The 22,027-nt window shown below is 61.7% G+C and carries 25 protein-coding genes and 2 pseudogenes; 14 read left to right on the top strand and 13 right to left on the bottom strand.

Annotated elements, in window-relative coordinates; all coding sequences use genetic code 11:
- Positions 1–1,242, top strand: a complete 1,242-nt coding sequence (gene codA / locus AC3B5Q_RS13735) for a cytosine deaminase (protein WP_014590988.1) — start codon at positions 1–3, stop codon at positions 1,240–1,242.
- A 13-nt stretch (positions 1,243–1,255) separates the two neighbouring features.
- On the opposite strand, the gene AC3B5Q_RS13730 is transcribed toward codA, so the two are convergent.
- The 4 genes from AC3B5Q_RS13730 to AC3B5Q_RS13715 all read right to left on the bottom strand — a co-directional run bounded on the left by AC3B5Q_RS13730 (position 1,256) and on the right by AC3B5Q_RS13715 (position 5,558).
- Positions 1,256–2,203: an ornithine cyclodeaminase family protein gene (locus AC3B5Q_RS13730; RefSeq protein WP_103462514.1), complete on the bottom strand. Its 948-nt coding sequence runs from the start codon at positions 2,201–2,203 to the stop codon at positions 1,256–1,258.
- The gene (locus AC3B5Q_RS13725) at positions 2,200–3,201 is read right to left on the bottom strand and encodes a threonine/serine dehydratase (RefSeq protein WP_488392631.1); all 1,002 of its coding nucleotides are present in this window, start codon (positions 3,199–3,201) and stop codon (positions 2,200–2,202) included. Before AC3B5Q_RS13725 ends, AC3B5Q_RS13730 begins: the two co-directional genes overlap by 4 nt.
- Positions 3,202–3,320: 119 nt before the next feature.
- The gene (locus AC3B5Q_RS13720; protein ID WP_103462512.1) at positions 3,321–3,926 is read right to left on the bottom strand and encodes a helix-turn-helix transcriptional regulator; all 606 of its coding nucleotides are present in this window, start codon (positions 3,924–3,926) and stop codon (positions 3,321–3,323) included.
- Between the two features lie 159 nt (positions 3,927–4,085).
- Complete coding sequence (locus AC3B5Q_RS13715) at positions 4,086–5,558, bottom strand: hypothetical protein (protein ID WP_103470326.1); 1,473 nt, start codon at positions 5,556–5,558, stop codon at positions 4,086–4,088.
- Positions 5,559–5,793: 235 nt separating this feature from the next.
- Here AC3B5Q_RS13715 and AC3B5Q_RS13710 point away from each other — a divergent pair, with 235 nt between their 5' ends.
- Together AC3B5Q_RS13710 and AC3B5Q_RS13705 are read left to right on the top strand one after the other, a co-directional pair.
- Positions 5,794–6,780 carry a DNA-binding protein gene (locus tag AC3B5Q_RS13710; RefSeq protein WP_103462510.1) on the top strand — a complete coding sequence of 329 codons (987 nt, stop codon included), beginning with the start codon at positions 5,794–5,796 and terminating at the stop codon, positions 6,778–6,780.
- A 55-nt stretch (positions 6,781–6,835) separates the two neighbouring features.
- Positions 6,836–7,000 carry a DUF6021 family protein gene (locus tag AC3B5Q_RS13705; protein ID WP_172402784.1) on the top strand — a complete coding sequence of 55 codons (165 nt, stop codon included), beginning with the start codon at positions 6,836–6,838 and terminating at the stop codon, positions 6,998–7,000.
- A gap of 92 nt (positions 7,001–7,092) precedes the next feature.
- Here the strand turns inward: AC3B5Q_RS13705 and AC3B5Q_RS13700 are convergent, their stop codons facing one another.
- From AC3B5Q_RS13700 to AC3B5Q_RS13685, 4 genes are all read right to left on the bottom strand, one after another.
- A complete protein-coding gene (locus tag AC3B5Q_RS13700) occupies positions 7,093–7,344 on the bottom strand; it encodes a hypothetical protein (RefSeq protein ID WP_004374436.1) in 252 nt (83 codons plus the stop codon).
- An 8-nt stretch (positions 7,345–7,352) separates the two neighbouring features.
- Positions 7,353–7,853 carry a DUF4142 domain-containing protein gene (locus AC3B5Q_RS13695; protein ID WP_021784737.1) on the bottom strand — a complete coding sequence of 167 codons (501 nt, stop codon included), beginning with the start codon at positions 7,851–7,853 and terminating at the stop codon, positions 7,353–7,355.
- A 110-nt stretch (positions 7,854–7,963) separates the two neighbouring features.
- A complete protein-coding gene (locus tag AC3B5Q_RS13690; protein ID WP_021784736.1) occupies positions 7,964–8,485 on the bottom strand; it encodes a GNAT family N-acetyltransferase in 522 nt (173 codons plus the stop codon).
- 17 nt (positions 8,486–8,502) lie between these two features.
- The gene (locus AC3B5Q_RS13685; protein WP_021784735.1) at positions 8,503–9,216 is read right to left on the bottom strand and encodes an MgtC/SapB family protein; all 714 of its coding nucleotides are present in this window, start codon (positions 9,214–9,216) and stop codon (positions 8,503–8,505) included.
- 395 nt (positions 9,217–9,611) lie between these two features.
- Between AC3B5Q_RS13685 and AC3B5Q_RS13680 the strand changes: the two genes are divergently transcribed.
- Positions 9,612–10,079 (top strand): sterol desaturase family protein, encoded by a 468-nt coding sequence (locus AC3B5Q_RS13680; RefSeq protein ID WP_021784734.1) that lies wholly within the window; start codon positions 9,612–9,614, stop codon positions 10,077–10,079.
- 42 nt (positions 10,080–10,121) lie between these two features.
- On the opposite strand, the gene AC3B5Q_RS13675 is transcribed toward AC3B5Q_RS13680, so the two are convergent.
- Complete coding sequence (locus AC3B5Q_RS13675; RefSeq protein WP_021784733.1) at positions 10,122–11,015, bottom strand: bile acid:sodium symporter family protein; 894 nt, start codon at positions 11,013–11,015, stop codon at positions 10,122–10,124.
- 184 nt (positions 11,016–11,199) lie between these two features.
- Between AC3B5Q_RS13675 and AC3B5Q_RS13670 the strand changes: the two genes are divergently transcribed.
- The 10 genes and pseudogenes from AC3B5Q_RS13670 (at position 11,200) to ku (ending at position 18,932) form a co-directional block, all read left to right on the top strand.
- Complete coding sequence (locus tag AC3B5Q_RS13670) at positions 11,200–12,063, top strand: Dyp-type peroxidase (protein ID WP_021784732.1); 864 nt, start codon at positions 11,200–11,202, stop codon at positions 12,061–12,063.
- Positions 12,064–12,152: 89 nt separating this feature from the next.
- A complete protein-coding gene (locus tag AC3B5Q_RS13665) occupies positions 12,153–13,064 on the top strand; it encodes an aldo/keto reductase (protein WP_031322623.1) in 912 nt (303 codons plus the stop codon).
- A gap of 4 nt (positions 13,065–13,068) precedes the next feature.
- Entirely contained in the window at positions 13,069–14,349 is a 1,281-nt protein-coding gene (locus AC3B5Q_RS13660) for an NTP/NDP exchange transporter (protein ID WP_021784730.1), read from the top strand.
- A gap of 204 nt (positions 14,350–14,553) precedes the next feature.
- A pseudogene (locus tag AC3B5Q_RS13655) lies at positions 14,554–14,679 on the top strand (con-10 family general stress protein); the annotation flags it as partial.
- A 69-nt stretch (positions 14,680–14,748) separates the two neighbouring features.
- The gene (locus AC3B5Q_RS13650; protein ID WP_021784729.1) at positions 14,749–14,946 is read left to right on the top strand and encodes a hypothetical protein; all 198 of its coding nucleotides are present in this window, start codon (positions 14,749–14,751) and stop codon (positions 14,944–14,946) included.
- 18 nt (positions 14,947–14,964) lie between these two features.
- On the top strand, positions 14,965–16,296 hold the full coding sequence (locus tag AC3B5Q_RS13645; RefSeq protein ID WP_021784728.1) for an iron-containing redox enzyme family protein: 1,332 nt from the start codon (positions 14,965–14,967) through the stop codon (positions 16,294–16,296).
- Positions 16,296–17,249, top strand: a complete 954-nt coding sequence (locus AC3B5Q_RS13640) for a methyltransferase (protein WP_021784727.1) — start codon at positions 16,296–16,298, stop codon at positions 17,247–17,249. The genes AC3B5Q_RS13645 and AC3B5Q_RS13640 overlap by 1 nt, the downstream gene beginning before the upstream one ends.
- Before the next feature lie 14 nt (positions 17,250–17,263).
- Positions 17,264–17,381, top strand: a pseudogene (locus tag AC3B5Q_RS13635) (carboxylate-amine ligase); the annotation flags it as partial.
- Positions 17,382–17,437: 56 nt separating this feature from the next.
- Positions 17,438–18,025, top strand: a complete 588-nt coding sequence (locus AC3B5Q_RS13630; RefSeq protein WP_021784726.1) for a phosphorylase family protein — start codon at positions 17,438–17,440, stop codon at positions 18,023–18,025.
- Between the two features lie 85 nt (positions 18,026–18,110).
- Positions 18,111–18,932 carry a non-homologous end joining protein Ku gene (gene ku / locus AC3B5Q_RS13625; protein ID WP_021784725.1) on the top strand — a complete coding sequence of 274 codons (822 nt, stop codon included), beginning with the start codon at positions 18,111–18,113 and terminating at the stop codon, positions 18,930–18,932.
- 23 nt (positions 18,933–18,955) lie between these two features.
- Here the strand turns inward: ku and AC3B5Q_RS13620 are convergent, their stop codons facing one another.
- From AC3B5Q_RS13620 to AC3B5Q_RS13605, 4 genes are read right to left on the bottom strand one after another with little or no spacing between them, the layout of a single operon-like run.
- Entirely contained in the window at positions 18,956–19,615 is a 660-nt protein-coding gene (locus tag AC3B5Q_RS13620; RefSeq protein WP_275966888.1) for a glycosyltransferase family 2 protein, read from the bottom strand.
- Positions 19,612–20,211: a class I SAM-dependent methyltransferase gene (locus tag AC3B5Q_RS13615; protein ID WP_021784723.1), complete on the bottom strand. Its 600-nt coding sequence runs from the start codon at positions 20,209–20,211 to the stop codon at positions 19,612–19,614. Before AC3B5Q_RS13615 ends, AC3B5Q_RS13620 begins: the two co-directional genes overlap by 4 nt.
- 11 nt (positions 20,212–20,222) lie before the next feature.
- Complete coding sequence (locus AC3B5Q_RS13610) at positions 20,223–20,978, bottom strand: PIG-L deacetylase family protein (protein ID WP_103444393.1); 756 nt, start codon at positions 20,976–20,978, stop codon at positions 20,223–20,225.
- A complete protein-coding gene (locus AC3B5Q_RS13605; protein ID WP_103444394.1) occupies positions 20,975–22,018 on the bottom strand; it encodes an acyl-CoA dehydrogenase family protein in 1,044 nt (347 codons plus the stop codon). Before AC3B5Q_RS13605 ends, AC3B5Q_RS13610 begins: the two co-directional genes overlap by 4 nt.
- Between the last annotated feature and the right edge of the window lie 9 nt (positions 22,019–22,027).

Raw genomic sequence — 22,027 nt, 5'->3', positions numbered from 1 at the left:
ATGAACATCATCAACGCACGCCTGCGCGGCAAGCCTGGCCTGTTCCGCGTCGAACTGAACGGCGAGCGCATTGCCGCCATCGTGCCCCAGACCGACGTCGTGGCGCCCGCTACGGTCAATGACCTGGACGCCGGGCAAAACCTGGTGGTCGCGCCCTTTGTCGAGCCGCATATTCATCTTGATGCCACGCTGACCGCGGGTGAGCCGAAGTGGAACATGAGCGGCACGTTGTTCGAAGGCATTGAGCGCTGGTCGGAGCGCAAGGAAATCACCACCCACGACGACATCAAGACCCGTGCGAAAAAAACCATCGGCATGCTGGTGGACCACGGTATCCAGCATGTGCGCACCCATGTCGATGTGACCGACCCAAAACTCACCGCGCTCAAGGCCATGGTCGAGGTACGTGACGAGGTGCGTGAGCTGATCGACCTGCAAATCGTCGCCTTCCCGCAGGAGGGTATCGAGTCGTACGCCAACGGCCGGGCGCTGATGACTGAAGCCGTGGCGATTGGCGCCGACGTCGTCGGCGGCATTCCGCATTTCGAAAATACCCGCGACCAGGGTGTATCGTCGGTGAAGTTCCTGATGGACCTGGCCGAGCGTACCGGCTGCCTGGTGGACGTGCACTGCGACGAGACCGACGACCCGCAATCGCGCTTCCTCGAAGTGTTGGCCGAAGAAGCGCGGGTACGCGGCATGGGGGCCCGGGTCACGGCCAGCCACACCGTGGCCATGGGCTCGTATGACAATGCGTATTGCTACAAGCTGTTCCGCCTGCTCAAGCTGTCGGGCATCAACTTCGTGTCGTGCCCGACCGAGAGCATTCACCTGCAAGGGCGCTTCGACAACTACCCGAAACGTCGTGGCGTGACCCGCGTGGCCGAGATCGACCGCGCCGGCATGAACGTGTGCTTCGGCCAGGACTCCATCGTCGACCCGTGGTACCCACTGGGCAATGGCAATATCCTGCGCATTCTCGAAGCCGGCCTGCACATCTGTCACATGCTCGGCTATGAAGACCTGCAGCGCTGCCTGGACCTGATTACCGACAACAGCGCCCGCACCCTGAACCTGGGCGAGCGCTATGGCATCGAGGTGGGTCGGCCGGCGAACCTGTTGCTGCTGTCGGCGCCGGATGATTACGAGATGGTGCGCAGCCAGGGGCACGCGTTGGTATCGGTACGCAATGGCAAGGTGCTGATGCAGCGCACGCCAGCGCAGGTGCAACGTTTGCGCTGACGCTGTTGTCGCCTCAGGTGCACAGGGCTGCCAGGGCGTAGCTTGCGACTTGTGCATCCTGCACTGCCACACCGGTCAGGTCCGCCAAGGTAATCTGGCTGTCGTGCTCACGCCCCTTGGCACGGCCAGCCAGCAGCGTACCCAGCTCGATCAGCTGGTGAGCGTCGATCTGGCCACTGCCGAGGGCATGGGCCACTTCGCCGTACTGGCTGCACTGCGCGATGGCGTCGACGATGATGCGGTCCGCCCTGGCCACCAGTGCCGGGTCCAGTTCCTGCTTGCCGGGCGCATCGGCACCGACGGCGGTGATATGCGTGCCCGGCTGGACCCAATCGCTGTGCAACAGCGCCTGGCGAGAAGGCGTGGTGCAGACGATCAGGTTTGCCGCGCCCGCAACCTCGGCAGCATCCTGCGTGCTGTGCACTGCGAAGCCCAGCTCGCGGGCAAATGCCGTATAGGCCGCAAGCCCGCGTTCATGCCGACCCCAGACAATCACCTGGCGACAATCAGTAACAGCGCGAAGCTGCTCAAGCTGCATCTGCGCCTGCATGCCGGTGCCGAGGATGCCAATGGCCTTGACCTGGGCCGGCGCCAGCAGCCGGGCAGCGATACGCCCGGCCAATGCGGTGCGCATGGCAGTCAGCCAGCCTTGGTCCTGCAGCAGTGCCAGCGGCTGACCGGTGTGTGCAGACAACACAAGCATCAGACCGTCATTGCTCGGCAGGCCCTTGGACGGGTTGTCGTAGAAGCCTGTCGAAAGCTTGACGGTGAAGGTCGGGCTGCCTTCGATGTAGGCCGACTTCACGCAACAGTCACCGTTCGCGCCCTTGAATGCGAAGCCCTGCACGGGCGGCACCTGCACCTTGCCTTCGGAATAGGCGATGAAGCCTTCCTCCAGTTGGCTGACCGCGAGCTCCGGGTTGAAGCGGGCGATGATCTGCGCCTTGCTGAAGACCTTCATTGAACGGCCTCGAGGAACTTTTCCAGCAGGATGTTACGGCCACACAGGATCACCGCGACACGCTTGCCCTGATAGCGCTCGGCGAGCTTTTGCATGCCGGCGACCGCAACCGCTGCAGCGCCTTCGATGATCCAGCGCTCACTGCTGGCGATGTCGCGCATGGCGCAGCGGATTTCGTCCTCGCTGACCAGCACAGTATCGGTGAGCAGCGCCTGGCAAAGCGGGAAGGTGATCGAGCCTGGCTCGACGCCGCCAGCCGTGCCGTCCGACAGCGTTTCGCAGGCATCCAATTCGATGATTTCACCAGCCTTGAGTGATTGCTGCAGCGTTGGGTCATTCGCCGGCCAGCAGCCGATGATCTCAGTGCCCGGCTTGAGGACGCGCAGGGCGGCGCCGATGCCGGAAATCATCCCGCCACCGCCCACGGCAACGAACACCGCGTCCAGGTCTGGCGCCTGCTCAAACAACTCCATGCCTATGGTGCCCTGGCCGGCAATGACTTGCAGGTCGTTGTAGGGGGACACGAAGGGTACGCCGTGGGCCTCGGCTTGCCTGGCTGCTTCCAGCTCTGCACTCAGCGGGTCGGTAGGCAGGCAGACCACTTCGGCGCCCAGCGCGCGCATTGCCTCTATTTTGTATGCCGATGCGCCCGTGGTGGTGTAGACCTTCACTGGCACGCCAGCCATCTTGCCGGCCAAGGCCAGTGCCTGCCCATGGTTGCCGGAAGACGCGGCTATCACCCCCTGCTTGCGCACCTCGGCCGGCAGCAGGCGCACCTTGTTGCTGGCACCGCGAAACTTGAATGAACCGGTGTGCTGCAGGTGTTCGCATTTGAGCAGCACTTCACAGCCGGTCAGTGCCGACAGATGGGCGCTGCGCGTCAGCGGCGTGATGCTGACGGCGGGGCGCAGCGCGCCGTGGGCTTCCCTTATGGAAGTGTACAGTGCATCGAGGTATCGGGCATCGACAACGGTCGGTGAAACAGTAGCGACTGGCATGCTGCGCTCCTTGTGGAATATTTATCCACAGTAGAATATCAATCTACTCAAGGCAAGTGGGCGAGGGCAATCGCTGGCAACACCCTGACAGGCTGCCAGTTCGGCCAAGCGGCGGGTAGTTAGCCCTTGAGCTCTTTCAGGTACTTGTAAACGGTGGCTCGACCCATGCTCAGAACGTTCGCGACATAGTCAGCACCACTTCGCCCTTCGAACGCGCCTTCAGCGTACAGCGCCTGCACCAGGCTGCGTTTATCCTTCATCTGTAAAGTCTGCAGCGACAAGCTGCGCTCTTGCAGCCAGGCATGCAGGAAGGTGTTGATACGTTCCTGCCAGTCATTGCGGAACAGCGAGTCAGGTTGCGGTACCAGCCGGCTCATCTGGAAGAACGCATCGAGCGCCACGCGGGCTTGCTCCAGTACCGACACGTTCAGATTGATGCACATCAGGTATTCGGGGTCGCCCTGCGAGTTGCGCAGTACGGTACTGATAGAGCGGATCTTCTGGCCGTTCCAGTTGAGCTTCTCGTAAGGGCCAAGGTTGGCACCGGCAAGCACATCGTCCAGTTCGTGATCGATCGCCGAATCATCGCCCAGCTTGCGCCGGGAGAAGTTGTTGGCGATGTGCACGACCGTCTGGCTGTGCAGTTCATGGACGATGACTTCAGCGTGCGGATACAGCAGCAGGGCGATGCTGTCGGCGATTGCCTTGTAGTTTTCCAGGGTCATTTTCTGTCGGTGATCGGTGCTGGACTTCCATGGTGGCGGCAAAGCGTTACCGACACAAGGTGGCGAGCCTGCAGCTTCCGTTGCCGGTCACCACTTCAGCAATGCCGGTTTCGGTGGCTGCATCGACGGAATCATCGGAGTGTGGGTATGGCGCTGACTTCAACCATTGATGAGTTGTAGCACTTTAGCAGGCTCGAGTATCGGCAGCGGCAAAACGACAGATGCCCAATAATAATAATGATCGTCCTCAATGTCTCTCGCCAGCCAGACGGTAAAAGGGCTAGGTTGGTCAGCGGCAGGGGTGAAAACGCCACTTTTATCGATATTGCCATTCCCTGTGATTCTGACCCATTGGGTATTTTCCGCACTGACTTCAATCGGTTCATCGTGTTCGAAACTTGAGTAGAACAGGGTGAGTTTGACTTTTCCTGAAGAAAGGGATGCTTTAAAAAAGTGGGTCTCCCCGAACAAGGGTGTCAAGAACGTCGACGTCGCGTATTGACTGCCAACTTGCGCCTTGATTACATCGGCGACCAATGGGTATTCAGGCACTGTCGCCGACAACGCTGCGGGGACATTGGTTTTGTTGTTTACCTCAAGTATGACAGCAGGGTCAAGAGGGGCGGGTGGGTAGTAAAACCAGCTTCCGCTCTCTTGTTTCAGCTCACCCAGTGCCTCACCGTCAAAGGTGAATTGGCTATTGGGGGTTGCAGGCTCCAACGTGAGCGCCTGCTTTTCAGCACCCGCATACACTTCCTTCAGTAGTGGGTAGATTGACGCAGGCACTGCAGGTTCAGAGGCGCTATCTGTAGCCTCGAACGCGCTATTCAGCGCGAATTCGGCAGAATAAGCACCGCTCGCTGGATAGTAGGCGCCATTCATGAAATCTATCATTTCCTTCGGCGCGAACAATGACACAGCTGTGTCCCTGTCTCGGGGTGGGTGACCCTGCTTCAGCTCGGGGAAGGCGGTGTCCTGATAGATAATCCCAAACCCCACAGGTCCGGTTAGTCGTTCGCCGTTAACGCTCAAGGTGTCCGGGCTTGAGGGCGTCGAGGGCGCTGGAACCTGGAACAGCATGAGGGGGTCGCCGTCTGTGAACTGGCCGATGGTATCACCCAATAGTATCCCGGTGGGTGGCACGGCAGAGGGTAGTTTAATACCGCGCTCTTGTATGAGGTCGTCCACCATTTCTTTAGGGTAACCACTGCCGTTATGGTGAATTGTAGCCCCAGCGGGCAGCCTAAGCGTAAGGCTTCCTTCATTGTCGATTGTATACTTGAGTGGCGCTGACAAGGTCATCATCACGACAACGTCGGCGTCAGAATACCAAGCCTGATTGATTTCATAAATGCGCTGGGTGATGGTGCCTGAGCGTATTCTTGTGCGAAACCCCATGTACCTCAAGACGCGCTGAACGACCAGTAACAGGTCTTCGCCGAAGCGCATGAAGGCGGTGCCTAGATCGAGCGCTCCAAACTTGTAAATGCCGAAGCCGGCCTCCTCGTCATAGATGATTTTTTCGCTGAGGGTGTTGCGTTTGCGTGACGCATGGCGGTCCCAGTACTCGTTTAAATCTGGCTTGGACAATACCGTCATGATCGAGGGTTGACTCAAGTCCTTGGGGGGCATCGCGATTCACCACTGTTGTGTACTTGTAGCCGATTAACTCCCGAAAGTGGATTGCAGTAAATTGTTAGAAATGACAGTTGACCTGGGGGCATATTTGCGACCAAGGCACCAAGCGCGCACATGCAAAAAAGTGATTATGAGGCGGTAGGAATTATTTGCAGGTGCCATGCGTTATCTCCATAATTGGCATGTCATTACGTGGTACATAACATAGTACGAATTTTTAGGAGCACGCATGGCCCGGGGCGGTATCAACAAGGTGGTAGTGCAGCAAGCGCGTCAGGCGCTGATTGCCCGGGGCGAGAACCCCAGCATTGATGCCATACGTATCGAGCTGGGCAATACCGGCTCCAAGACCACGATTCACCGCTACCTGAAGGAACTGAACGGCCAGCAGCCGATGGCTTCCGAAGGGGGCGCCGCGCTCAGCGATGTGCTTAGTCGGCTGGTCGGGCAGTTGGCAACCCAGCTGCAGGACGAGGCCGATCTGAAGATCGAACAGGCCGAGAGCACTTTCACGCAACAGCGCGAGACGCTTGAGGCGCAGCTGGAAATCGCCCAGCAGGCACGGGCTGCAGCGCACCAGCAACACAAGATCGATGCAGCAGCATTGGCTGCAGAGACAGAAAAACTGTTGTCCACGCAGAGCACGCTGCAAGCCGAACAGCTGCGCAGTGCCAGCCTCAACCAGTCGCTGGGTGAGTTGCAGGTGCGCCTGGCTGACAAGGACGAGCAGGTCAAATCGCTGGAAGACAAGCACCGCCATGCCCGTGACGCCTTGGAGCACTACCGCAATGCCAGCCGTGAACAGCGTGAGCAGGAACAGCGCCGCCACGAAGCGCAGTTGCAGCAGATGCAGGTGGAATTACGCCAGTTGCAGCAGGGCATGATCATCAAGCAGGACGAACTTACCCGCTTGCACCGTGACAATGAGCGGTTGCTGGGAGAGCATCGTCAGGCGGCCAGTGAATGCCGGGCGCAGGATGAGTTGCTGGAACAGCGCGATGCGCAGATCCAGGGCCTGCGCACGATCCTGGCCCAGGCACAAGGCGCCAGCGAAGAGATGCGCCGCCAGTTGGATGTGCAAGCCCAGAGTCTGGAAGCCAGACGGGACGTGTGCGCCGAGCAGGCGCGGCAGTTGCAGTGGCTCGAGGAACAGTTGAAGGCACGCGACGAGGCGTTGGCGCAGTGTCGGGCGCAATTGGGCTCGGTTGCAGATTAATCAAACTTTTCCTGGCGGGTGGTTTCTTCCTTAGACACTCACCGGAGACAACGCCATGCCTGGATCTCAACCACCACGTAAAGAGGGGCCTCACTCGACCGAGCAGGCCGATAAAAAGACAGACCTTGGTTTCGACCCCGACTCCCCGGATGTCGAAGACCCTCAAGTCGACCCGCAGGGCCCGGCCAAGCCGCCTAGAGACATTGAGAAAAAGCAGTGAACCACGGCCTTGATGACTGGCCTCATCGCCGGCAAGCCATGCGCTATCCCTCGGGGCGGGCTTGCTGGCGACAAGACCAGACCAGGTAAGTGTCAGCCCTCGGCGCGCCTGGCGGCCTCTACGCCTGCCGCCGACAGCTTGATCGGGTAGTGCACGCTGATCTGATGATCACTGCTTACCGCCACGCTACCGTCGTGAATCAGACCGGCTTCCTGCAGCGTCTTGAGCATGCCGGCCACCGCCTTTTCGCCGCGGTAGTTGTCCAGCACTTCCTTACCCAGCCCTTCGGGGTGGGCATGCAGCAGGCGGGTAAGTACTTCGGTCTTCAATGCATCGTTACTCATGAGGGGCCTCACTTGCCGTGCTTGGACTGAAGAGCCTTGGCCTGCTCCAGGTGCTGTTCGAGTTTGGGCAGCGTTTCGCTGGCAAAGGCTTTCAGCTCGGCCTTGTCGGACGAAGCAGCCTCCTTCTTGAACAGTTCCACCGCTTTTTCGTGAGCGTCGACCTGATTGTTGAGGTACGCCTTGTCGAAGGATTCATCGCGCCATTCCAGGATCATTTTCTTGACCTTGTCGGTCATTGCGGCCTCATCCGGCACGGAAATGTCCAGTTTGACGGCTATGTCGCTGAGTTTCTGGTTGGCCTGGGTGTGGTCGGTGACCATTTGCCGGGCGAATGTCTTGATCTCGGCGTTCTGGCTTTTCTCCTGAGCCAGCTTGCCAGTCACCACTTCGGCAATACCGGCCTCGGTGGCCGCTTCGACGAAATCATCGGAAGTCGCCGCCATTGCGTGTACCGATGCCAGGCCCAGCACCATGGAGAAACCAACGCGTCTGATGAAGAGACTATTCATGCTTCACTCCTTAAACCGTGGCGCGACCTCAGTGTCGCGTACGGTTGAGGGTGAAGGCGTGGCAAAGGTTTAATCTTTTTCGCTGCCGGTTTAGACCGCGCGACACTGAACTATAGGGTGAGAGGCGGCGAAACGCGCAGACGCATTGCACAACGCCCACTGTGACCGTGAGCATGCTCGCTCGCGAGGATGCTCTGGAGTCGTTCGCAAAGCCGGCTTTCCTGAAGCATCTCAAACCCGAAACGTGCATAGAACGGCGCATTCCAAGGCACATCCACAAAGGTGGTCAGTGTCAGCTCACGTACACCGGCGCAGCGCCCTGCATCGACCACTTGCTGCAGCAACTGGCGCCCGACACCTTGCCCTTGGGCCTCCTGGCGCACCGATATTTCATGAAGGTGCAATGCATGATCCGCCAGCCGGGCGCATGCAAAACCCACAATGCACCCAGCCCCGTCCTGCGCCACCCAACTACCACCTGCCTCGACGAAAGCCCTGTGCGCCGAACAGTCCATGACTTCGCCTTGCGCCAGCCAGGCCAGTGCCGGCCAACTGACAAATGCCTGGGCTGCCGAGCGCTCGACGTCCGGCAGCCACTCTATGTCCTGTTCAAGGGTAGGGCGGATAAGCATGAATCACTCCTGTCGTTCTAATCCGTCGCCAGCACCTGCGGCTTTAATTGCCAGCGCACCGAGCTTACACCTTTCTCCAGGCTGACCCTGCTGACCAGGCGCTCCAGTTGCGCCGGCGCCTGCGCGGTGCCCAACAGCTCCGCGCGCACTTCCAGGCGCGCAGGGTTGTCCAGGTCCTGGCTCTGCAACGACTGCAGGCGCAGTTGTGGGTCGCCCAGGCTATGCAACATCAGGCTACGCACCTGGATCTCATCCTCGCCGCGACAGACGATACGGACTTCGAAATGCTGTTCCACCTCGTTGGCCGGCACCACATCCTGACGGTCGAGGCGCTGGGCGATATCACGCAACAAGATGTTGGCGCAGAGCACCACCAGGCTGCCCAGTGCCGCCTCCATCATCAGCCCGAGGCTGCACAGCACGCCGACCGCAGCCGTGCACCACAAGGTGGCCGCGGTGTTCAGGCCACGTACATTGAAGCCATCGCGCATGATGACACCACCGCCGAGAAAGCCGATGCCCGACACCACATAGGCTGCGACGCGCGACGCATCGGCAGGCGCCATGCCTGGCACCGCCTGGGTCATCAATACGAACAGGCAGGCACCGGTACTGACCAGCGCATTGGTGCGCAGGCCGGTCAGGCGCTGGCGCAATTGCCGCTCGGCACCGATCAGCGCCCCCAGCACCAAGGCAATGCTGACGCGCAGCAGAAATACTTTCCAATCCATAGCAAACCTCTTCCGCAGGCATACGCCCGCATGAACGCCATCAGTTGGCGCGGTTGAAAAACCAGAAATTGCGCAGGACCACGAGGAGGGAAGGAGAAGCGGGGTTACAGGAAACCACCGTCTTGCCGGAGCGGCCAGACAGTGCAGAACACTGCCGGGCTAGCGCGCCACGCGGGCCTGTCGCAAGCGACTGGGGCTACTGTCCAAGGCAGGTCTCCTGTTGAGGAAGGCAAAATTGCGTCGCGGACCATACGCCGCGTGGCAGAGCAGGTCAAGGGCAAAAACATGACAATGGCTTCATGCGGGAACGGCCTGCAGCCGGTCACGCCCACATGGAAAAAAACCTGGGCAGCCGGTAACCTTGCGCCTCCCTTTGCCATCACCCGGACCGTTCCATGCTGTTCAATCTCGCCGTATTGTTCGGCACCCTGGTGGCCATGGAGGGCGTTGGTACGCTAGCTCACAAGTACATCATGCATGGCTGGGGCTGGTGGCTGCACCGCTCGCACCATGAGCCACACCTGGGCATGCTCGAAACCAACGACCTGTACCTGGTGGCCCTGGGGCTGATCGCCACGGCGCTGGTGGCACTGGGTAAAAGTGGGTATGCGCCTTTGCAGTGGGTGGGCGGTGGTGTGGCAGGCTATGGGGCGCTGTATGTGCTGGCCCACGACGGCTTCTTTCACCGGCATTGGCCGCGTAAGCCGCGGCCGGTCAATCGCTACCTGAAACGCTTGCACCGTGCGCACCGCTTGCATCATGCGGTGAAGGGGCGCACGGGGGGTGTGTCGTTCGGTTTTTTCTATGCGCCGCCGCTGAAGGTGTTGAAGCAGCAACTGCGCAGCAGGCGCAGCCAATCGTGACGCATCCCTGACAGGCCCGGCACCTCCGGGCATTGAGTGACGTCAGTTCACTGGTTCACCCTTGGGGTCTGCCGCCACATGCCCGCGGCTCACCCACCAGCCAAAACCGGCCGCGGTAAAGAACATGATCAAGCTGTACAACGCAGCCGGCACCGCCATGGTCGCGTTGTTCAGCAGCGAAGGGCTCAACGCCAGGGCAATCGCCAAGGTCCCGTTATGGATGCCAATCTCCATACCAATGGCAATCGCCTGACGCTTGGGAATGTTCAACAGCCGCGGCACCCAATAGCCCACCGTCAGGCTCAGCAGGTTGAACAGCAGCGCCGCCAGGCCCACCACCGGTGCGTACTCGACCACCGTCTGCCAGTCCTTGGCCAGTGCCAGGACGATGGTGAAGGCCAGGAACAGCGCAGCCACCAGCTTCATCGGCTTTTCCATGCGCGCAGCGAACGCCGGGGCAAAATGGCGAATCAGCATGCCCAGCGCCACCGGCAGCAAGACGATGGCGAACACCTGCATGACCTTGGCGAACTGCAGTGGAATAGCCTGGTCCGAGGCCATGAACCAACTCAGCGACAGGTTCACCAGCAACGGCATGGTCAGGATCGCGATCAGTGAGTTGACCGCCGTCAGGGTGATGTTCAACGCCACGTCACCGTGGGCCAGATGGCTGAACAGGTTGGCCGTGGTACCGCCCGGCGAAGCAGCCAGCAGCATCAACCCCACTGCCAGGGCAGATTCCAGGCCAAAGCCGTTGGCGATCAGGAAGCACACCAGCGGCAACAGCAGGATCTGGCACACCAGGCCCACCACCACGGGCTTTGGGTACTTCACTACACGAGCGAAGTCAGCCAGGGTCAGTGACAAACCAAGGCCAAGCATGATGATGCCCAAGGCTAGCGGGAGAAACGCAGTAAGCAGGGGCGAGGCGGTCATGAGTGGACTCTCGGGCGAAGGATCTGCAGCAGTGTAGGTCACCCTTGATTGATAGCTAATTGCAAAGGGCCAGCTCTTGGTAACCGTTTGTTACCAAGCACAGCAGCTGCCGAGGCTGCATGCCGCATTGCAGCAGGCATGCAGGCGAAGTAGCATTCCGCTTTTACCCTAGGATTAGCCTGATATGCCGTTCCAGCAAGGTCTGCTTGCCACCCCGGTGCCGGCCCACGCCCGTCACCTGTTCTTCACCCTGCAGTCGCCCGAGGCGTTGCCTGCCGCGCTGGATGCCTTGCTGCCGCAGGTCGATGGCGAACAACTGTTGCTCGGCATAGGCGCCCCCTTGGTCAAGGCTCTGGGCCGTGAAGTACCAGGCCTGCGCGCTTTCCCGCTGCTGGATGCCGCAGTGGAGAACCCCAGCACCCAACACGCCCTGTGGCTGTGGCTGCGTGGCGACGAACGTGGCGACCTGCTGCTGCGCGCCCAGGCCCTGGAGCAGGCGCTGGCACCCGCCCTGCAGTTGGCCGACAGCGTTGATGGCTTCCTGCACCGCGGTGGCCATGACCTTACCGGTTACGAAGACGGCACCGAAAACCCGGTGGACGAAGATGCCGTACAGGCGGCCATTGCCGCCGATGGTTCCAGCTTTGCCGCGTTCCAGCTGTGGAAGCACGACCTGGAATACTTCAAGTCGCTGCCCCAGGCTGACCAGGACAATATCATCGGCCGCCGCCTGAGCGACAACGAAGAGCTCGACGATGCCCCCGAGTCCGCGCACGTCAAGCGCACTGCCCAGGAAAGCTTTGAACCCGAAGCGTTCATGGTCCGTCGCTCGGTAGCCTGGGCCGACCAGCGCGGCGCCGGCCTGGCCTTCGTCGCCTTGGGCAAGAGTTTCGATGCATTCGAAGTGCAATTGCGGCGCATGAGTGGCCTGGAAGACGGCATCATCGACGGATTGTACCGCTTTAGCCGCCCGCTGACGGGTGGCTACTACTGGTGCCCGCCGATGGGCGAGACGGGGGTTGATCTGGGCCCATTGCTGCATGCCTGATCATTAAACATCCAGATACAGAAACACCCGCAGGCGAGTGACAGAGCGGCTAGCCTTGAAAGTTTCCGGTTCGTGACGGGAGATTTTCCGTGTACGCACGTCGTGATGTCCTACGCGCAGGTGCAGCTTTGGGGTTGCTGGCTGCCGCCAGCCGTTGGCTGCACGCTGCGGTGCCAGCGGGTTTGCTGGCCCGTAAAGTACCGTCCACCGGCGAAGCGTTGCCGGTGATCGGTGCCGGTACTTCCGGCAGTTTCGAGGTAGAAAGCGGCTCCCCCCAATATCTTCAGCTCAAAACCGTGCTGAAGGCGTTCTTCGAAGGCGGCGGCCGGGTGATCGACACCTCGCCCAACTACGGGGGGGCCGACAGCATTCTCGGCCAGTTGCTGGAAGAGGGCGGCTGGCACCGCCAGTGCTTCATTGCCACCAAGATCGCCGCCAATAGCCGGGCTGAAGCCCAGGCGCAGTGGGTCGGCAGCCTCAAGAGCCTGCGTACCGACAAGGTGGACTTGCTGCAGATTCACAACCTGCGTGACTGGCAGACCCAGCTGCCTTATGCCCGCGAGCTGAAGCAGCAGGGCGGGACACGTTATGTCGGCATCACCCATTACCTGAACAGCGGCCACGATGACGTCGCCCGTATCGTGCGCAGCGAGCCGCTTGACTTCATCCAGATCAACTACGCGGTCAACGCCCCCGCCGCCGCCCGTGAACTGCTGCCACTGTGTCAGGACAAGGGTGTTGCGGTACTGATCAACCGGGCCTTCGACGATGGCCGACTATTCGCCCGGGTCAAGGGCCAGGCCTTGCCGGGCTGGGCTGCCGAAGCAGGCATAGGCAGCTGGGCACAGCTATTTCTCAAGTTCGCCATCAGCCACCCGGCAGTGACCACGGTCATACCTGCTACCAGTCGGCCTGATCGCCAGCTCGATCAGCTCAAGGCGGGGCATGGGCCAATGCTCACCCAGGCGCAGCAACAGGCGCTGATCAAGCAGTTTGCCTGACACCATGCAAGCCTGGCGGCGCCTGGACCAAGCGCTGAACATCCAGCCTGGGGAGGGGCCGGCGGTAGTCGCCGGTTTGCTTGTGTTCTACCTGCTGTTCACCGGTTACTTCATGCTGCGCCCGGTCCGCGAAACCATGGGCGTTGCCGGTGGCGTGGAAAACCTGCAGTGGTTGTTCACCGGCACCTTCATTGCCACGTTGGCGTGCCTGCCGCTGTTTGGCTGGCTGGCCTCCAAGGTGCAGCGCAGGCATATCCTGCCTTGGACCTATGGTTTTTTCGTCAGCAACCTGTTGCTGTTCGCGGCACTGTTGGCCGGTAACCCTGACGATCTCTGGACCGCCCGGGCTTTCTACATCTGGCTGTCGGTGTTCAATTTGCTGACGATCTCGCTGGCCTGGAGCGTGCTCGCCGATCTGTTTTCCACCGCCCAAGGCAAGCGGCTGTTCGGCCTGCTGGCAGCCGGGGCCAGCCTGGGCGGGCTCAGTGGTCCCATGCTTGGCACCTTGCTGGTGGCGCCGCTCGGCCATGCCGGGTTGCTGGTGCTGGCGGCGCTATTGCTGCTGGGCAGTGTCGGCGCGACACTGTTTCTGCAACGTTGGCGAGCACGCCAGCCCGTGCCGATGCAAACCCGGCACCAGGACTCTCGGCCGCTGGGCGGCAACCCGTTTACCGGCGCCACCGCCGTCCTGCGCTCGCCCTATCTGCTAGGCATCGCTTTGTTCGTGGTGTTGCTGGCCAGCGTCAGCACATTCTTGTACTTCGAGCAGGCGCGTATTGTCAGCGAAACCTTCACTGACCGCACCCGGCAGACACAGGTGTTCGGCCTGATCGACACAGTTGTGCAGGCCCTGGCCATCCTTACCCAGGTCTTTGTTACCGGGCGCCTGGCCCGTCGGCTGGGGGTCGGTGTGTTGCTGGTTGCAGTGCCGCTGGTGATGGCTGCCGGTTTCTTGTGGCTGGCACTGGCCCCGGTTTTCGCCCTGTTCGTGGTGGTAATGGTGGTGCGTCGGGCGGGTGAATACGCATTGGTACGGCCGGGGCGGGAGATGCTGTTCACCGTGCTGCCCGCCGAGGACAAGTACAAAGCCAAGAACTTCATCGACACGGTGGTCTACCGTGGCGGCGATGCCCTGAGCGGCTGGGTCAAGCGTGCGCTGGACGTGTTGGGCGAGCATCCGCAATTGGCGATGCTGATCGGTGCGCTGCTTGCCGTGGGCTGGGCCGCGACAGGTGGCTGGCTGGGTCGCCGCCAGGCGCGCATGGATAGCCCGCCGCACCACTGACACGCGCGCCAAATATGGCAATGTCGCTTATTTAATGCCACCGGTCCGAACCTCTCGTAATAAAGCGAATCTGCCGATATCGCCGAACTCCGAATCTGTGTACGGCAGCTTGCCGTGCATTCCGAAGTCATATGAGGTTTGAACACCATGGCCACTAAAGACAACAGCCGCACCGGCAATCAGCAAGGGAGCCAAGGCGGCAACAAGAACCCGGGCAATTTCGCCAATGACCGTGAAAAAGCTTCCGAAGCCGGTCGCAAGGGCGGCCAGTCCTCGGGCGGCAACATGCCCCACGACCGCGAGTCGGGGCACAAGGGCGGCCGTTCGTAACTGTGTTTGTAACTGACCGAGGCGCAGTGCCGGGGCGACCTGGCACTGCAATCATCGAAGGGCGTACCCATGCGACTGACTCCACTGATCATCCTGATGGGCTCGCTGAGCTTGGTCGGCGGCTGTTTCGACCGCGACAATGACCACCCCGGCAAAGATTCCGACCCCAGCAAACCTTCGCTGCAGATGCAGCAACCTGATTCCAAGCCTGCACCGCAGCCTGCGCCCGACCCCGAGCCGATGCCGGGCCAAAAGCCGAGCCAATAAGTAGACAAGGAGCACGGCATGACGGTGATGAACCGCAACACCGCAGGCGCTGCGCAAGTGGCCATCGAATCGACCAGCCTGCGACAACGCTACCAAGCAATGCTCGCAGGCCAGGATGCTGGCAGCGCCTCATGGCTGGAGGAGCAACTGGCGGGTGCAGCGAGCATGCCGGACGACTTGCCCGACACACCGTCCGAGTTGCCGGCCTGGAGCAGGATGCACACTGCCAAGGTTGCCAAGGCCTACACCCATTACCGGGCACAACGCCGTCAAGGCATGCCACGGCGCTACTTTTCCAACCGCGCCCACGCATTGTGGTTCCTGCAACAGGTTGCGCCGACCAAGGCCGTGGACGGCGCCTGGCTGCAGGGCACCCTGTATCACTGGCGCGATCCACGTTATCACGGGCTGATTCGCACCTATCTGGAAGAGCTCGGCAACGGTGATCCACGCTGCAACCATGTGCTGATCTATCAGCGCCTGCTTGGTCGCCTGGGTTGCGTAGAGGCCATGCCCCTGGATGACACACGTTATCTGCAAGGGGTCCTGCAACTTGCCTTGGGGCGGCACTGCGACACTTACCTGCCAGAGTTGGTTGGCTACAACCTCGGTTATGAGCAGCCACCGCTGCATTTGCTGATCACTACGTACGAACTGGCCGAACTGGGCATCGACGCGCAGTATTTTCAGCTGCATGTGACCATCGACAATGCCGCCAGCGGCCACGCCCGCCTGGCAATTCAGGCGCTGAACCAGCTAAGCCCCGCGCATGATACGCAGGCGTTCTACGCCAGGGCGCGCATAGGCTACCGCCTGAATGACCGGGGTATCGCCACGCCAGACCTCATCCGCCAGTTCGACCTGCAAGGCGAATTGTTTGCAGCCCTTGAGCGCAAGCGGGTCTATGGCCAGTTGATGCATGCCGACCATTGCCGCCTGCAGCAGCGCACGATCAATCAATGGCTGGCCGAACCCGGCGCCATGCCCGCATTCGTTGCCGCATTGCAGGCTCAGGGTTGGATCCGCAGAGGGCAGCCGCCAGTAAACAGTCGCTGGTGGACGCTGATCGACGGGCCGACCGCGGCGATGTTCGGGGTGTTCAACGCCTATGAAAAACAGCTATGGCATGACTGGATCGCCGACGATTGGCAGCCGTCCATCCGCCGCGTGTCCCCTGGCAGTTGGGGGCTGCCCGAGGTGCCTGAAGATATACCCAAGGACGCTTTGAATGTGCCCCCCAAGGCCTTGATCCAGAGGATGGCCGGCAACCACCACGCCACGCCGGACGGCTTGTGTGCCACGCGCGCCTACATGCGCGTAACCGGGCTGCGCCAGGAGGAACCACGTTGATGATGCTCGCTCACAGGCAAATCGAGGCAGACCAGGCGTTGCTACAACTGGGACAGCGCCTGCGCGCCGATGGATACCGCTTTACCTGCGTGACACCCGCCACTCACGCGCGCGTCAATGCCCGCGAGGGCTGCGTGCAGGCCAGCACCCTGCGCGATATATTCGGCTGGAGCCGACCTTTCGAGCCAGGTTTGCTGTCGGCAGATCAGTTACTGTTGCTCGAACGTGCGCAGGCGTTGGTTGCACAGGGTGAACGGCTGATCAGCACGGTACGCTGGTCCAGCCTGGATGAATTACTGTTGCTGCATTCGGCGTATCCAACCGACGCCAGCGATGCCGTGTTCTTCGGCCCGGACAGTTACCGCTTTGCCCAGGTCATTCGCGATCACCTCCAGCACTGCACCGAGCGGGTCGAGCATGCAGTGGATATCGGTTGTGGTAGCGGGGTGGGCGCCTTGCTGATTGCCCGCGCCGCCCAGCACGCGCGGGTCAGCGCCGTTGACATCAACCCTCTGGCGCTGCGCTATACGGCAATCAATGCAGCCTTGGCGGGTGTGAGTAACCTTTCGGTCGAGCCCAGCGACTTGCTGGACGGTATCAGCGGTACGTTCGACCTGATCGTTGCCAACCCGCCCTACATGCTTGACCCCAACGCCCGCATCTACCGTCACGGTGGCGGCGCGCTAGGCGTCGACCTGTCACTGCGTATCGTGGAGCAGGCTCGCGAACGGCTGAGCCGCCACGGTACATTGCTGCTGTACACCGGCGTGGCCATTGTCGAAGGCCGCGACGCCCTGCTCGAAGCCATCCGCCTGCGCCTGGCCGGTCCGGACTGGGCTTGGGTGTATCGGGAAATCGACCCCGACGTATTTGGCGAGCAACTGGCTGAGCCAGGCTACGAACAGGTCGAGCGCATCGCCGCCGTGGCGCTCACCGTTACCCGCAGCCGCTGAGGCAGCATGATACGGCCCTGCACGTGCTGCGTCATGGTACCCATGCCGCTCTGCCTGGCACAGGCCAGGGCAGACGGGCTTGGCAAAGGGCAGGCGTTAAGCGCCGTGGTGGCTGCCGGGACTTGCATTTAGCCCGGGTTGACCGACAATGGCCGCGCCCTTTGCAGCCACTCGGAAACACCTGCTCCATGATGCTGATCAAGCGATTCCCCGACATTTCCCTGGATGACACGCTGTTCGTCTTTGCCCTCGAGGCCGAGGCTGGCGATGTCTTTACCGAGGTGAACACCGTGTTCACCGGCATTGGCAAGGTCAATGCCGCTATCGCCCTGACCAAGGCGATTGCAACGCGCAGGCCCAGACTTATCGTCAACCTGGGCTCGGCTGGCAGCCAGCGTCATGGCAAGGGCGAAGTCGTGTGCTGTAACCGCTTCGTACAACGCGACATGGATGTGACCGCGCTGGGCTTTGCCCGCTATGAAACGCCCTTGTCCGATACCCCGGTGGTACTCGAGCACGGGGCGATAATTCCCGGCCTGGCGGTGGAAACCTGTGGAAGCGGTGACAGCTTCGAAATCAACCATGGCGACGCGCCTTACGACGTGGTCGACATGGAAGCCTACGTGCTGGCATTGATCGCGCGTGACGAAGGTATTCCGTTCGTGTGCCTGAAATACATTTCCGATGATGCGGGCAGCGAAGCCGCGGGGGATTGGGCGGTACAGGTGCACCTGGCGGCCGAAGCGTTCAAGCGGGTGCTGTTCAGCCAGGCGTAACGGTTGCCGCAGGGCAGGGCAGCTAAACCTTTGTCGCCGGGCGCAGTCACTTCTGGTATCAGCAGGCAACCCTGGGAGCACCCTCATGGCTCGGGCAATCTGGAAAGGCGCCATCAGTTTTGGCCTTGTGCACATCCCCGTGGCACTCAATACCGCCGTGCGCACCGAGCGTGTGGATTTCGACTGGCTGGACAAGCGCAGCATGGAGCCGGTCGGCTACAAGCGGGTGAACAAGGTGACCGGCAAGGAAATCGACAAGGACAATATCGTCAAGGGCGTAGAGTTCGAGAAGGGCCGCTACGTGGTGATCAGTGAGGAGGAGATCCGTAAGGCCCGGCCCGAAGCGACCCAGACCATCGATATCTTTTCCTTTGTAGAAGCGGGCGACATTCCGCTGCAGCATTTCGATACGCCGTACTACCTGACACCGGACCGCCGTGGCGGCAAGGTGTATGCCTTGCTGCGCGAGACGCTGGAAAAGACCGGCAAGGTGGCCCTGGCCACCGTGGTATTGCATACCCGGCAGCACCTGGCGCTGCTGCGGCCCCTGGACGATGCGCTGGTGATGATCACCTTGCGCTGGCCTGAGGAGGTGCGAGGGCTGGAAACGCTGGAGCTGGACTCCAGCGTCACCGACAGTAAGGTGGAGAAGCGCGAGCTGGAGATGGCCAAGCGCCTGGTAGAGGACATGAGCGGGCCCTGGAAGCCTGAGGATTATCATGACGCCTTCCGCCAGACGATCATGGACCTGGTGGAAGAGAAAGCCAGCAAGGGCAAGATCGAGGCGGTGGAGAAGGGCGACGCAGGTGGGGCCGAGAAAGGTGCGGACATCCTCGACCTTACCGAACTGCTCAAGCGCAGCCTGGGTGGCAAGAAACCGGTGAAAAAAGCGCGCAAAGCTTCATGAACACTGCCGAAATCCCAGTGATTTCAGGACTGCGCCTGTAACCCGGCTAAATAATCCCCAAACCCCTCGCGGGCGCGGCTATCGCGCCGGCTGCTGGTGGCCACACTATGCCTGGCGGTCCAGACGATCTGGGCACCGCTGGCCTGCAGGTCGCTGACCAGTTGCACATCTTCATGCGCCGCCAGGGGCTGGAAGCCACCTACACGCTCATAAGCATCGGTACATACCCCCAGATTCGCGCCGTGCACATGCCGATGCCCTTCACACGCCTGGTAGCGGCTCTGGTACAGCTTGCGCAGCGCGGCGGTCTGCCAGGGTTGCCAGTAATCGACATGCACGGTGCCGCAAACCACCTCGGCGCTACAGGCCAGCTGCGACAGCAGCCAGTGCGCAGGGACTCGGCTGTCCGCATCAGTGCACGCCAGCCACGTGGCGCCACGCTCGACCATGTGCGCCGCCCCAACACGACGTGCCATGCCGACATTACCGGCATCCACCTCCAGCGTGTGTACACCGAAACGCCGCGCCACGGCGGCGCTGCCGTCGCTGCAGCGGTCCAGCACCACCAGCACTTCCACGCGCAGTCCCGCTTGCTGCGTCTGCCGGGCAGCCACCAGCACCGCCCGCAGGCATCGCCCAAGGCGGCGGGCTTCGTTATGCGCAGGGATGACAACGGCGATCATGGGCACGTCTCATCGAGATCGACAACGCTTGGCTGGCATGACCAGCACTCCAGCAAAAAGTCCGCCTCCTCATGCCGGAACTGCTGATGCAACGGCAAATGCCGGGTCAACATACGGTGCACCTCGCGACCATCCTGCGGGCAACCCGCGATAGGGTGCTTCCAGTGGCAGGCCAGTAGCGTGCCGTCGTAGCCAAGGCTGGCCACCGACTGTTCGATCACCTGCAGCCAGTCGGTGGGATCAAGGTAATAGCCGACCTCGCTGAGCACGATCAGGTCAAAGCGGCCGCCCGGCCAGTCCCCTGGTAGCCGGGCCCGCTCGACCGTAGCATTGTGCAGGTGCGCCAGGCGTTCCCGGGCCAGGCCTACGGCCGTCGGGTCCAGGTCCTGGCATAGCAGGTCAGCGCAGCGCTCGGCCAGCAGCGCACTGAGCTCGCCATTCGCGCAGGCTGGCTCGAACACACGCTGATAGCACTGCCGTGGCAAGCTGGCCATCACCAGCTCGCGTTTGCGCTTCTCATACCAGCGGGTGCGAAAGGCCCAAGGATCTTCATTGGTGGCGTATAGCTCGGCAAAATACTGAGGATCGAGGCTCATGACAGCTCCATTCAAAGGAACACCAGTTCGAAAGGTTGCAGAAGGCAATCCAACAGGTGCGGCGGTAGCACCGGCGGCTGCTCGCCGTCCGGCTGCAGCTGGCTGACGTGAGCGGCCAAAGCTTTGCGCTTGCGTGCCAAATGGCTTTCATCGAGCTGCAGACGGTGCGCACGGGGCCATGGCAGGCGCGGGTCGTCAGGCTCAGCCCAGTGCCAGGCCCAGACCGGTACCTCAGCCAATTGCACCCCACGGGCTGCAGCCGCCTGCGCAGCGGCGCGGCCGACGGCCTCGTGATCGCAATGGCCGTCACTGCGCCAGGTGGCCATCAGCAGATCATTGGGGCGAAGTAACTGCGTGAGGTGACTGGCCAGAAACGCTTCTTCGCGCGGCAACTGGCCGTCCTTCAGATGGAGCCTGCGCCAGTCCAGGCGCTCAAGGTCGAGGTCGAGCTGTTGCAGGGCCTGTCGGCTTTCCTGAGGGCGTTGGCGGCGCAAGCGATGCTCGGTCCAATGGCTGGAGCCGGGGTGGCTGCCTTCGCCGTCGGTGGCGGAGACCAGCACCAGCTCATCCTCGCGCCCTTTGAAGCCTGCCAGCAGGCCGCCGGCCATGAGAATTTCGTCATCCGGATGCGGCGCAATCAATACCAGCCGGCGCCCCGGCGGGCACAGTTGGCGTGCGTCGAGCCAGGTTGCACGCGCCAGGTGCGCGCTATGCTGCCAGGCTGTCCAGGGCGTGCCACCGGCGGACTGGATCAGGTTCTGGTTCATAGCTGCCATACCCCCGCTGGCAAATGGGCCAACTGCTGGCCCAGCATCGCCAGATCGCGCTCGGCATGGCTCTGGCGAAGGAACACCGGCAGGTCGGCGCTCAGCCGGGCAAAATGACTGCTGCGACAGAACGGCGTGGCCCCCAAGGCACGACCGACGTGGCTGATAACCTGCTCTACGGCCTGTTCTACCTGGGCGCGGGTGCGGCGAACTTCGAAACTGGCATCCACGCCGGGCTGTTGATCGATCCAGGCAGCACATTCACGCAGTGATGCACGGGCGCCATGCAACGCAGCGTCCACAGCCCCCAGATGCGCATCGGCATGTGGGTCTGGGCGGGGTTTGCGGCAATGCTCACGCAGGTAATCCGCCAGCGCCTCGGCCGCGCCGTACCAGCAAGCGGCGATACCCGCACCGCCTTGCCAGAAACCAGGACGCGAGAGGTATTGGCCTGGCGTGCCAATGAGCGTGCCTGGAGTATCGTTGAAAGCCACCTCGACACTGGCGGTGGTGGCCATGCCAACGGCCTGCCAGTGTTCGATGTTCAGCCCCTGGCTTGGCTGTGACAGCTCGATTGCCACCAATTGCGGCTGCTCGGCCTCATCCCAGGCGGTAATCAGCGCGCGATCGATCTGCAAGGCACCTGAACACCAGGCTTTGGTGCCGTTCAGGCGCACCTGGTCGCCTTCACGCGCAGTGATGTGGACCCGTGCATCGGGCGGCTCTGCCGCCCACACGCCCCAAATGCCGTCGTTGGCGTGGTGCGCTGCGCCACATTCCGCCAGGATCGCCAGGGCATCGGTATGGCCCTCATAGAGCTTGGCCAGCGCCAGGTCGCAACCGGCCACCCGTGCCAAGGTCTGCCAGCGACGCAAGGTGTTGCCTTGCCCCGGCAGCGGCAGCAGGTCGAGGTGATCAGCTTGCAGCGCCTGGATCAGTTGCGGCAATTGGGTATCCAGATTGAGCGGTAACTGGCGTTCGCCAAAGGTGCGTAGAAGGCGGTCAAGGGTGGTCAGGTTGAAGTCCTGAACGATGCTCATGGTCGGGCC

It is taken from the genome of Pseudomonas sp. D5(2026) (genome assembly GCF_057766845.1).
This window is presented reverse-complemented; position numbering and strand designations above follow the sequence as displayed.

What these genes read in the sequence shown, in the direction of transcription:
- AC3B5Q_RS13730 (WP_103462514.1), bottom strand. Translation starts at nt 2,203, where the DNA reads ATGAAGGTCTTCAGCAAGGCGCAGATCATCGCCCGCTTCAACCCGGAG.
- AC3B5Q_RS13695 (WP_021784737.1), bottom strand. Translation starts at nt 7,853, where the DNA reads ATGAATAGTCTCTTCATCAGACGCGTTGGTTTCTCCATGGTGCTGGGC.
- AC3B5Q_RS13605 (WP_103444394.1), bottom strand. Translation starts at nt 22,018, where the DNA reads ATGAGCATCGTTCAGGACTTCAACCTGACCACCCTTGACCGCCTTCTA.
- AC3B5Q_RS13650 (WP_021784729.1), top strand. Translation starts at nt 14,749, where the DNA reads ATGCGACTGACTCCACTGATCATCCTGATGGGCTCGCTGAGCTTGGTC.
- AC3B5Q_RS13705 (WP_172402784.1), top strand. Translation starts at nt 6,836, where the DNA reads ATGCCTGGATCTCAACCACCACGTAAAGAGGGGCCTCACTCGACCGAG.
- AC3B5Q_RS13640 (WP_021784727.1), top strand. Translation starts at nt 16,296, where the DNA reads ATGATGCTCGCTCACAGGCAAATCGAGGCAGACCAGGCGTTGCTACAA.
- AC3B5Q_RS13710 (WP_103462510.1), top strand. Translation starts at nt 5,794, where the DNA reads ATGGCCCGGGGCGGTATCAACAAGGTGGTAGTGCAGCAAGCGCGTCAG.
- AC3B5Q_RS13610 (WP_103444393.1), bottom strand. Translation starts at nt 20,978, where the DNA reads ATGAACCAGAACCTGATCCAGTCCGCCGGTGGCACGCCCTGGACAGCC.
- AC3B5Q_RS13660 (WP_021784730.1), top strand. Translation starts at nt 13,069, where the DNA reads ATGCAAGCCTGGCGGCGCCTGGACCAAGCGCTGAACATCCAGCCTGGG.
- AC3B5Q_RS13615 (WP_021784723.1), bottom strand. Translation starts at nt 20,211, where the DNA reads ATGAGCCTCGATCCTCAGTATTTTGCCGAGCTATACGCCACCAATGAA.
- codA (WP_014590988.1), top strand. Translation starts at nt 1, where the DNA reads ATGAACATCATCAACGCACGCCTGCGCGGCAAGCCTGGCCTGTTCCGC.
- AC3B5Q_RS13720 (WP_103462512.1), bottom strand. Translation starts at nt 3,926, where the DNA reads ATGACCCTGGAAAACTACAAGGCAATCGCCGACAGCATCGCCCTGCTG.
- ku (WP_021784725.1), top strand. Translation starts at nt 18,111, where the DNA reads ATGGCTCGGGCAATCTGGAAAGGCGCCATCAGTTTTGGCCTTGTGCAC.
- AC3B5Q_RS13715 (WP_103470326.1), bottom strand. Translation starts at nt 5,558, where the DNA reads ATGCCCCCCAAGGACTTGAGTCAACCCTCGATCATGACGGTATTGTCC.
- AC3B5Q_RS13680 (WP_021784734.1), top strand. Translation starts at nt 9,612, where the DNA reads ATGCTGTTCAATCTCGCCGTATTGTTCGGCACCCTGGTGGCCATGGAG.
- AC3B5Q_RS13690 (WP_021784736.1), bottom strand. Translation starts at nt 8,485, where the DNA reads ATGCTTATCCGCCCTACCCTTGAACAGGACATAGAGTGGCTGCCGGAC.
- AC3B5Q_RS13700 (WP_004374436.1), bottom strand. Translation starts at nt 7,344, where the DNA reads ATGAGTAACGATGCATTGAAGACCGAAGTACTTACCCGCCTGCTGCAT.
- AC3B5Q_RS13725 (WP_488392631.1), bottom strand. Translation starts at nt 3,201, where the DNA reads ATGCCAGTCGCTACTGTTTCACCGACCGTTGTCGATGCCCGATACCTC.
- AC3B5Q_RS13645 (WP_021784728.1), top strand. Translation starts at nt 14,965, where the DNA reads ATGACGGTGATGAACCGCAACACCGCAGGCGCTGCGCAAGTGGCCATC.
- AC3B5Q_RS13670 (WP_021784732.1), top strand. Translation starts at nt 11,200, where the DNA reads ATGCCGTTCCAGCAAGGTCTGCTTGCCACCCCGGTGCCGGCCCACGCC.
- AC3B5Q_RS13620 (WP_275966888.1), bottom strand. Translation starts at nt 19,615, where the DNA reads ATGATCGCCGTTGTCATCCCTGCGCATAACGAAGCCCGCCGCCTTGGG.
- AC3B5Q_RS13675 (WP_021784733.1), bottom strand. Translation starts at nt 11,015, where the DNA reads ATGACCGCCTCGCCCCTGCTTACTGCGTTTCTCCCGCTAGCCTTGGGC.
- AC3B5Q_RS13630 (WP_021784726.1), top strand. Translation starts at nt 17,438, where the DNA reads ATGATGCTGATCAAGCGATTCCCCGACATTTCCCTGGATGACACGCTG.
- AC3B5Q_RS13685 (WP_021784735.1), bottom strand. Translation starts at nt 9,216, where the DNA reads ATGGATTGGAAAGTATTTCTGCTGCGCGTCAGCATTGCCTTGGTGCTG.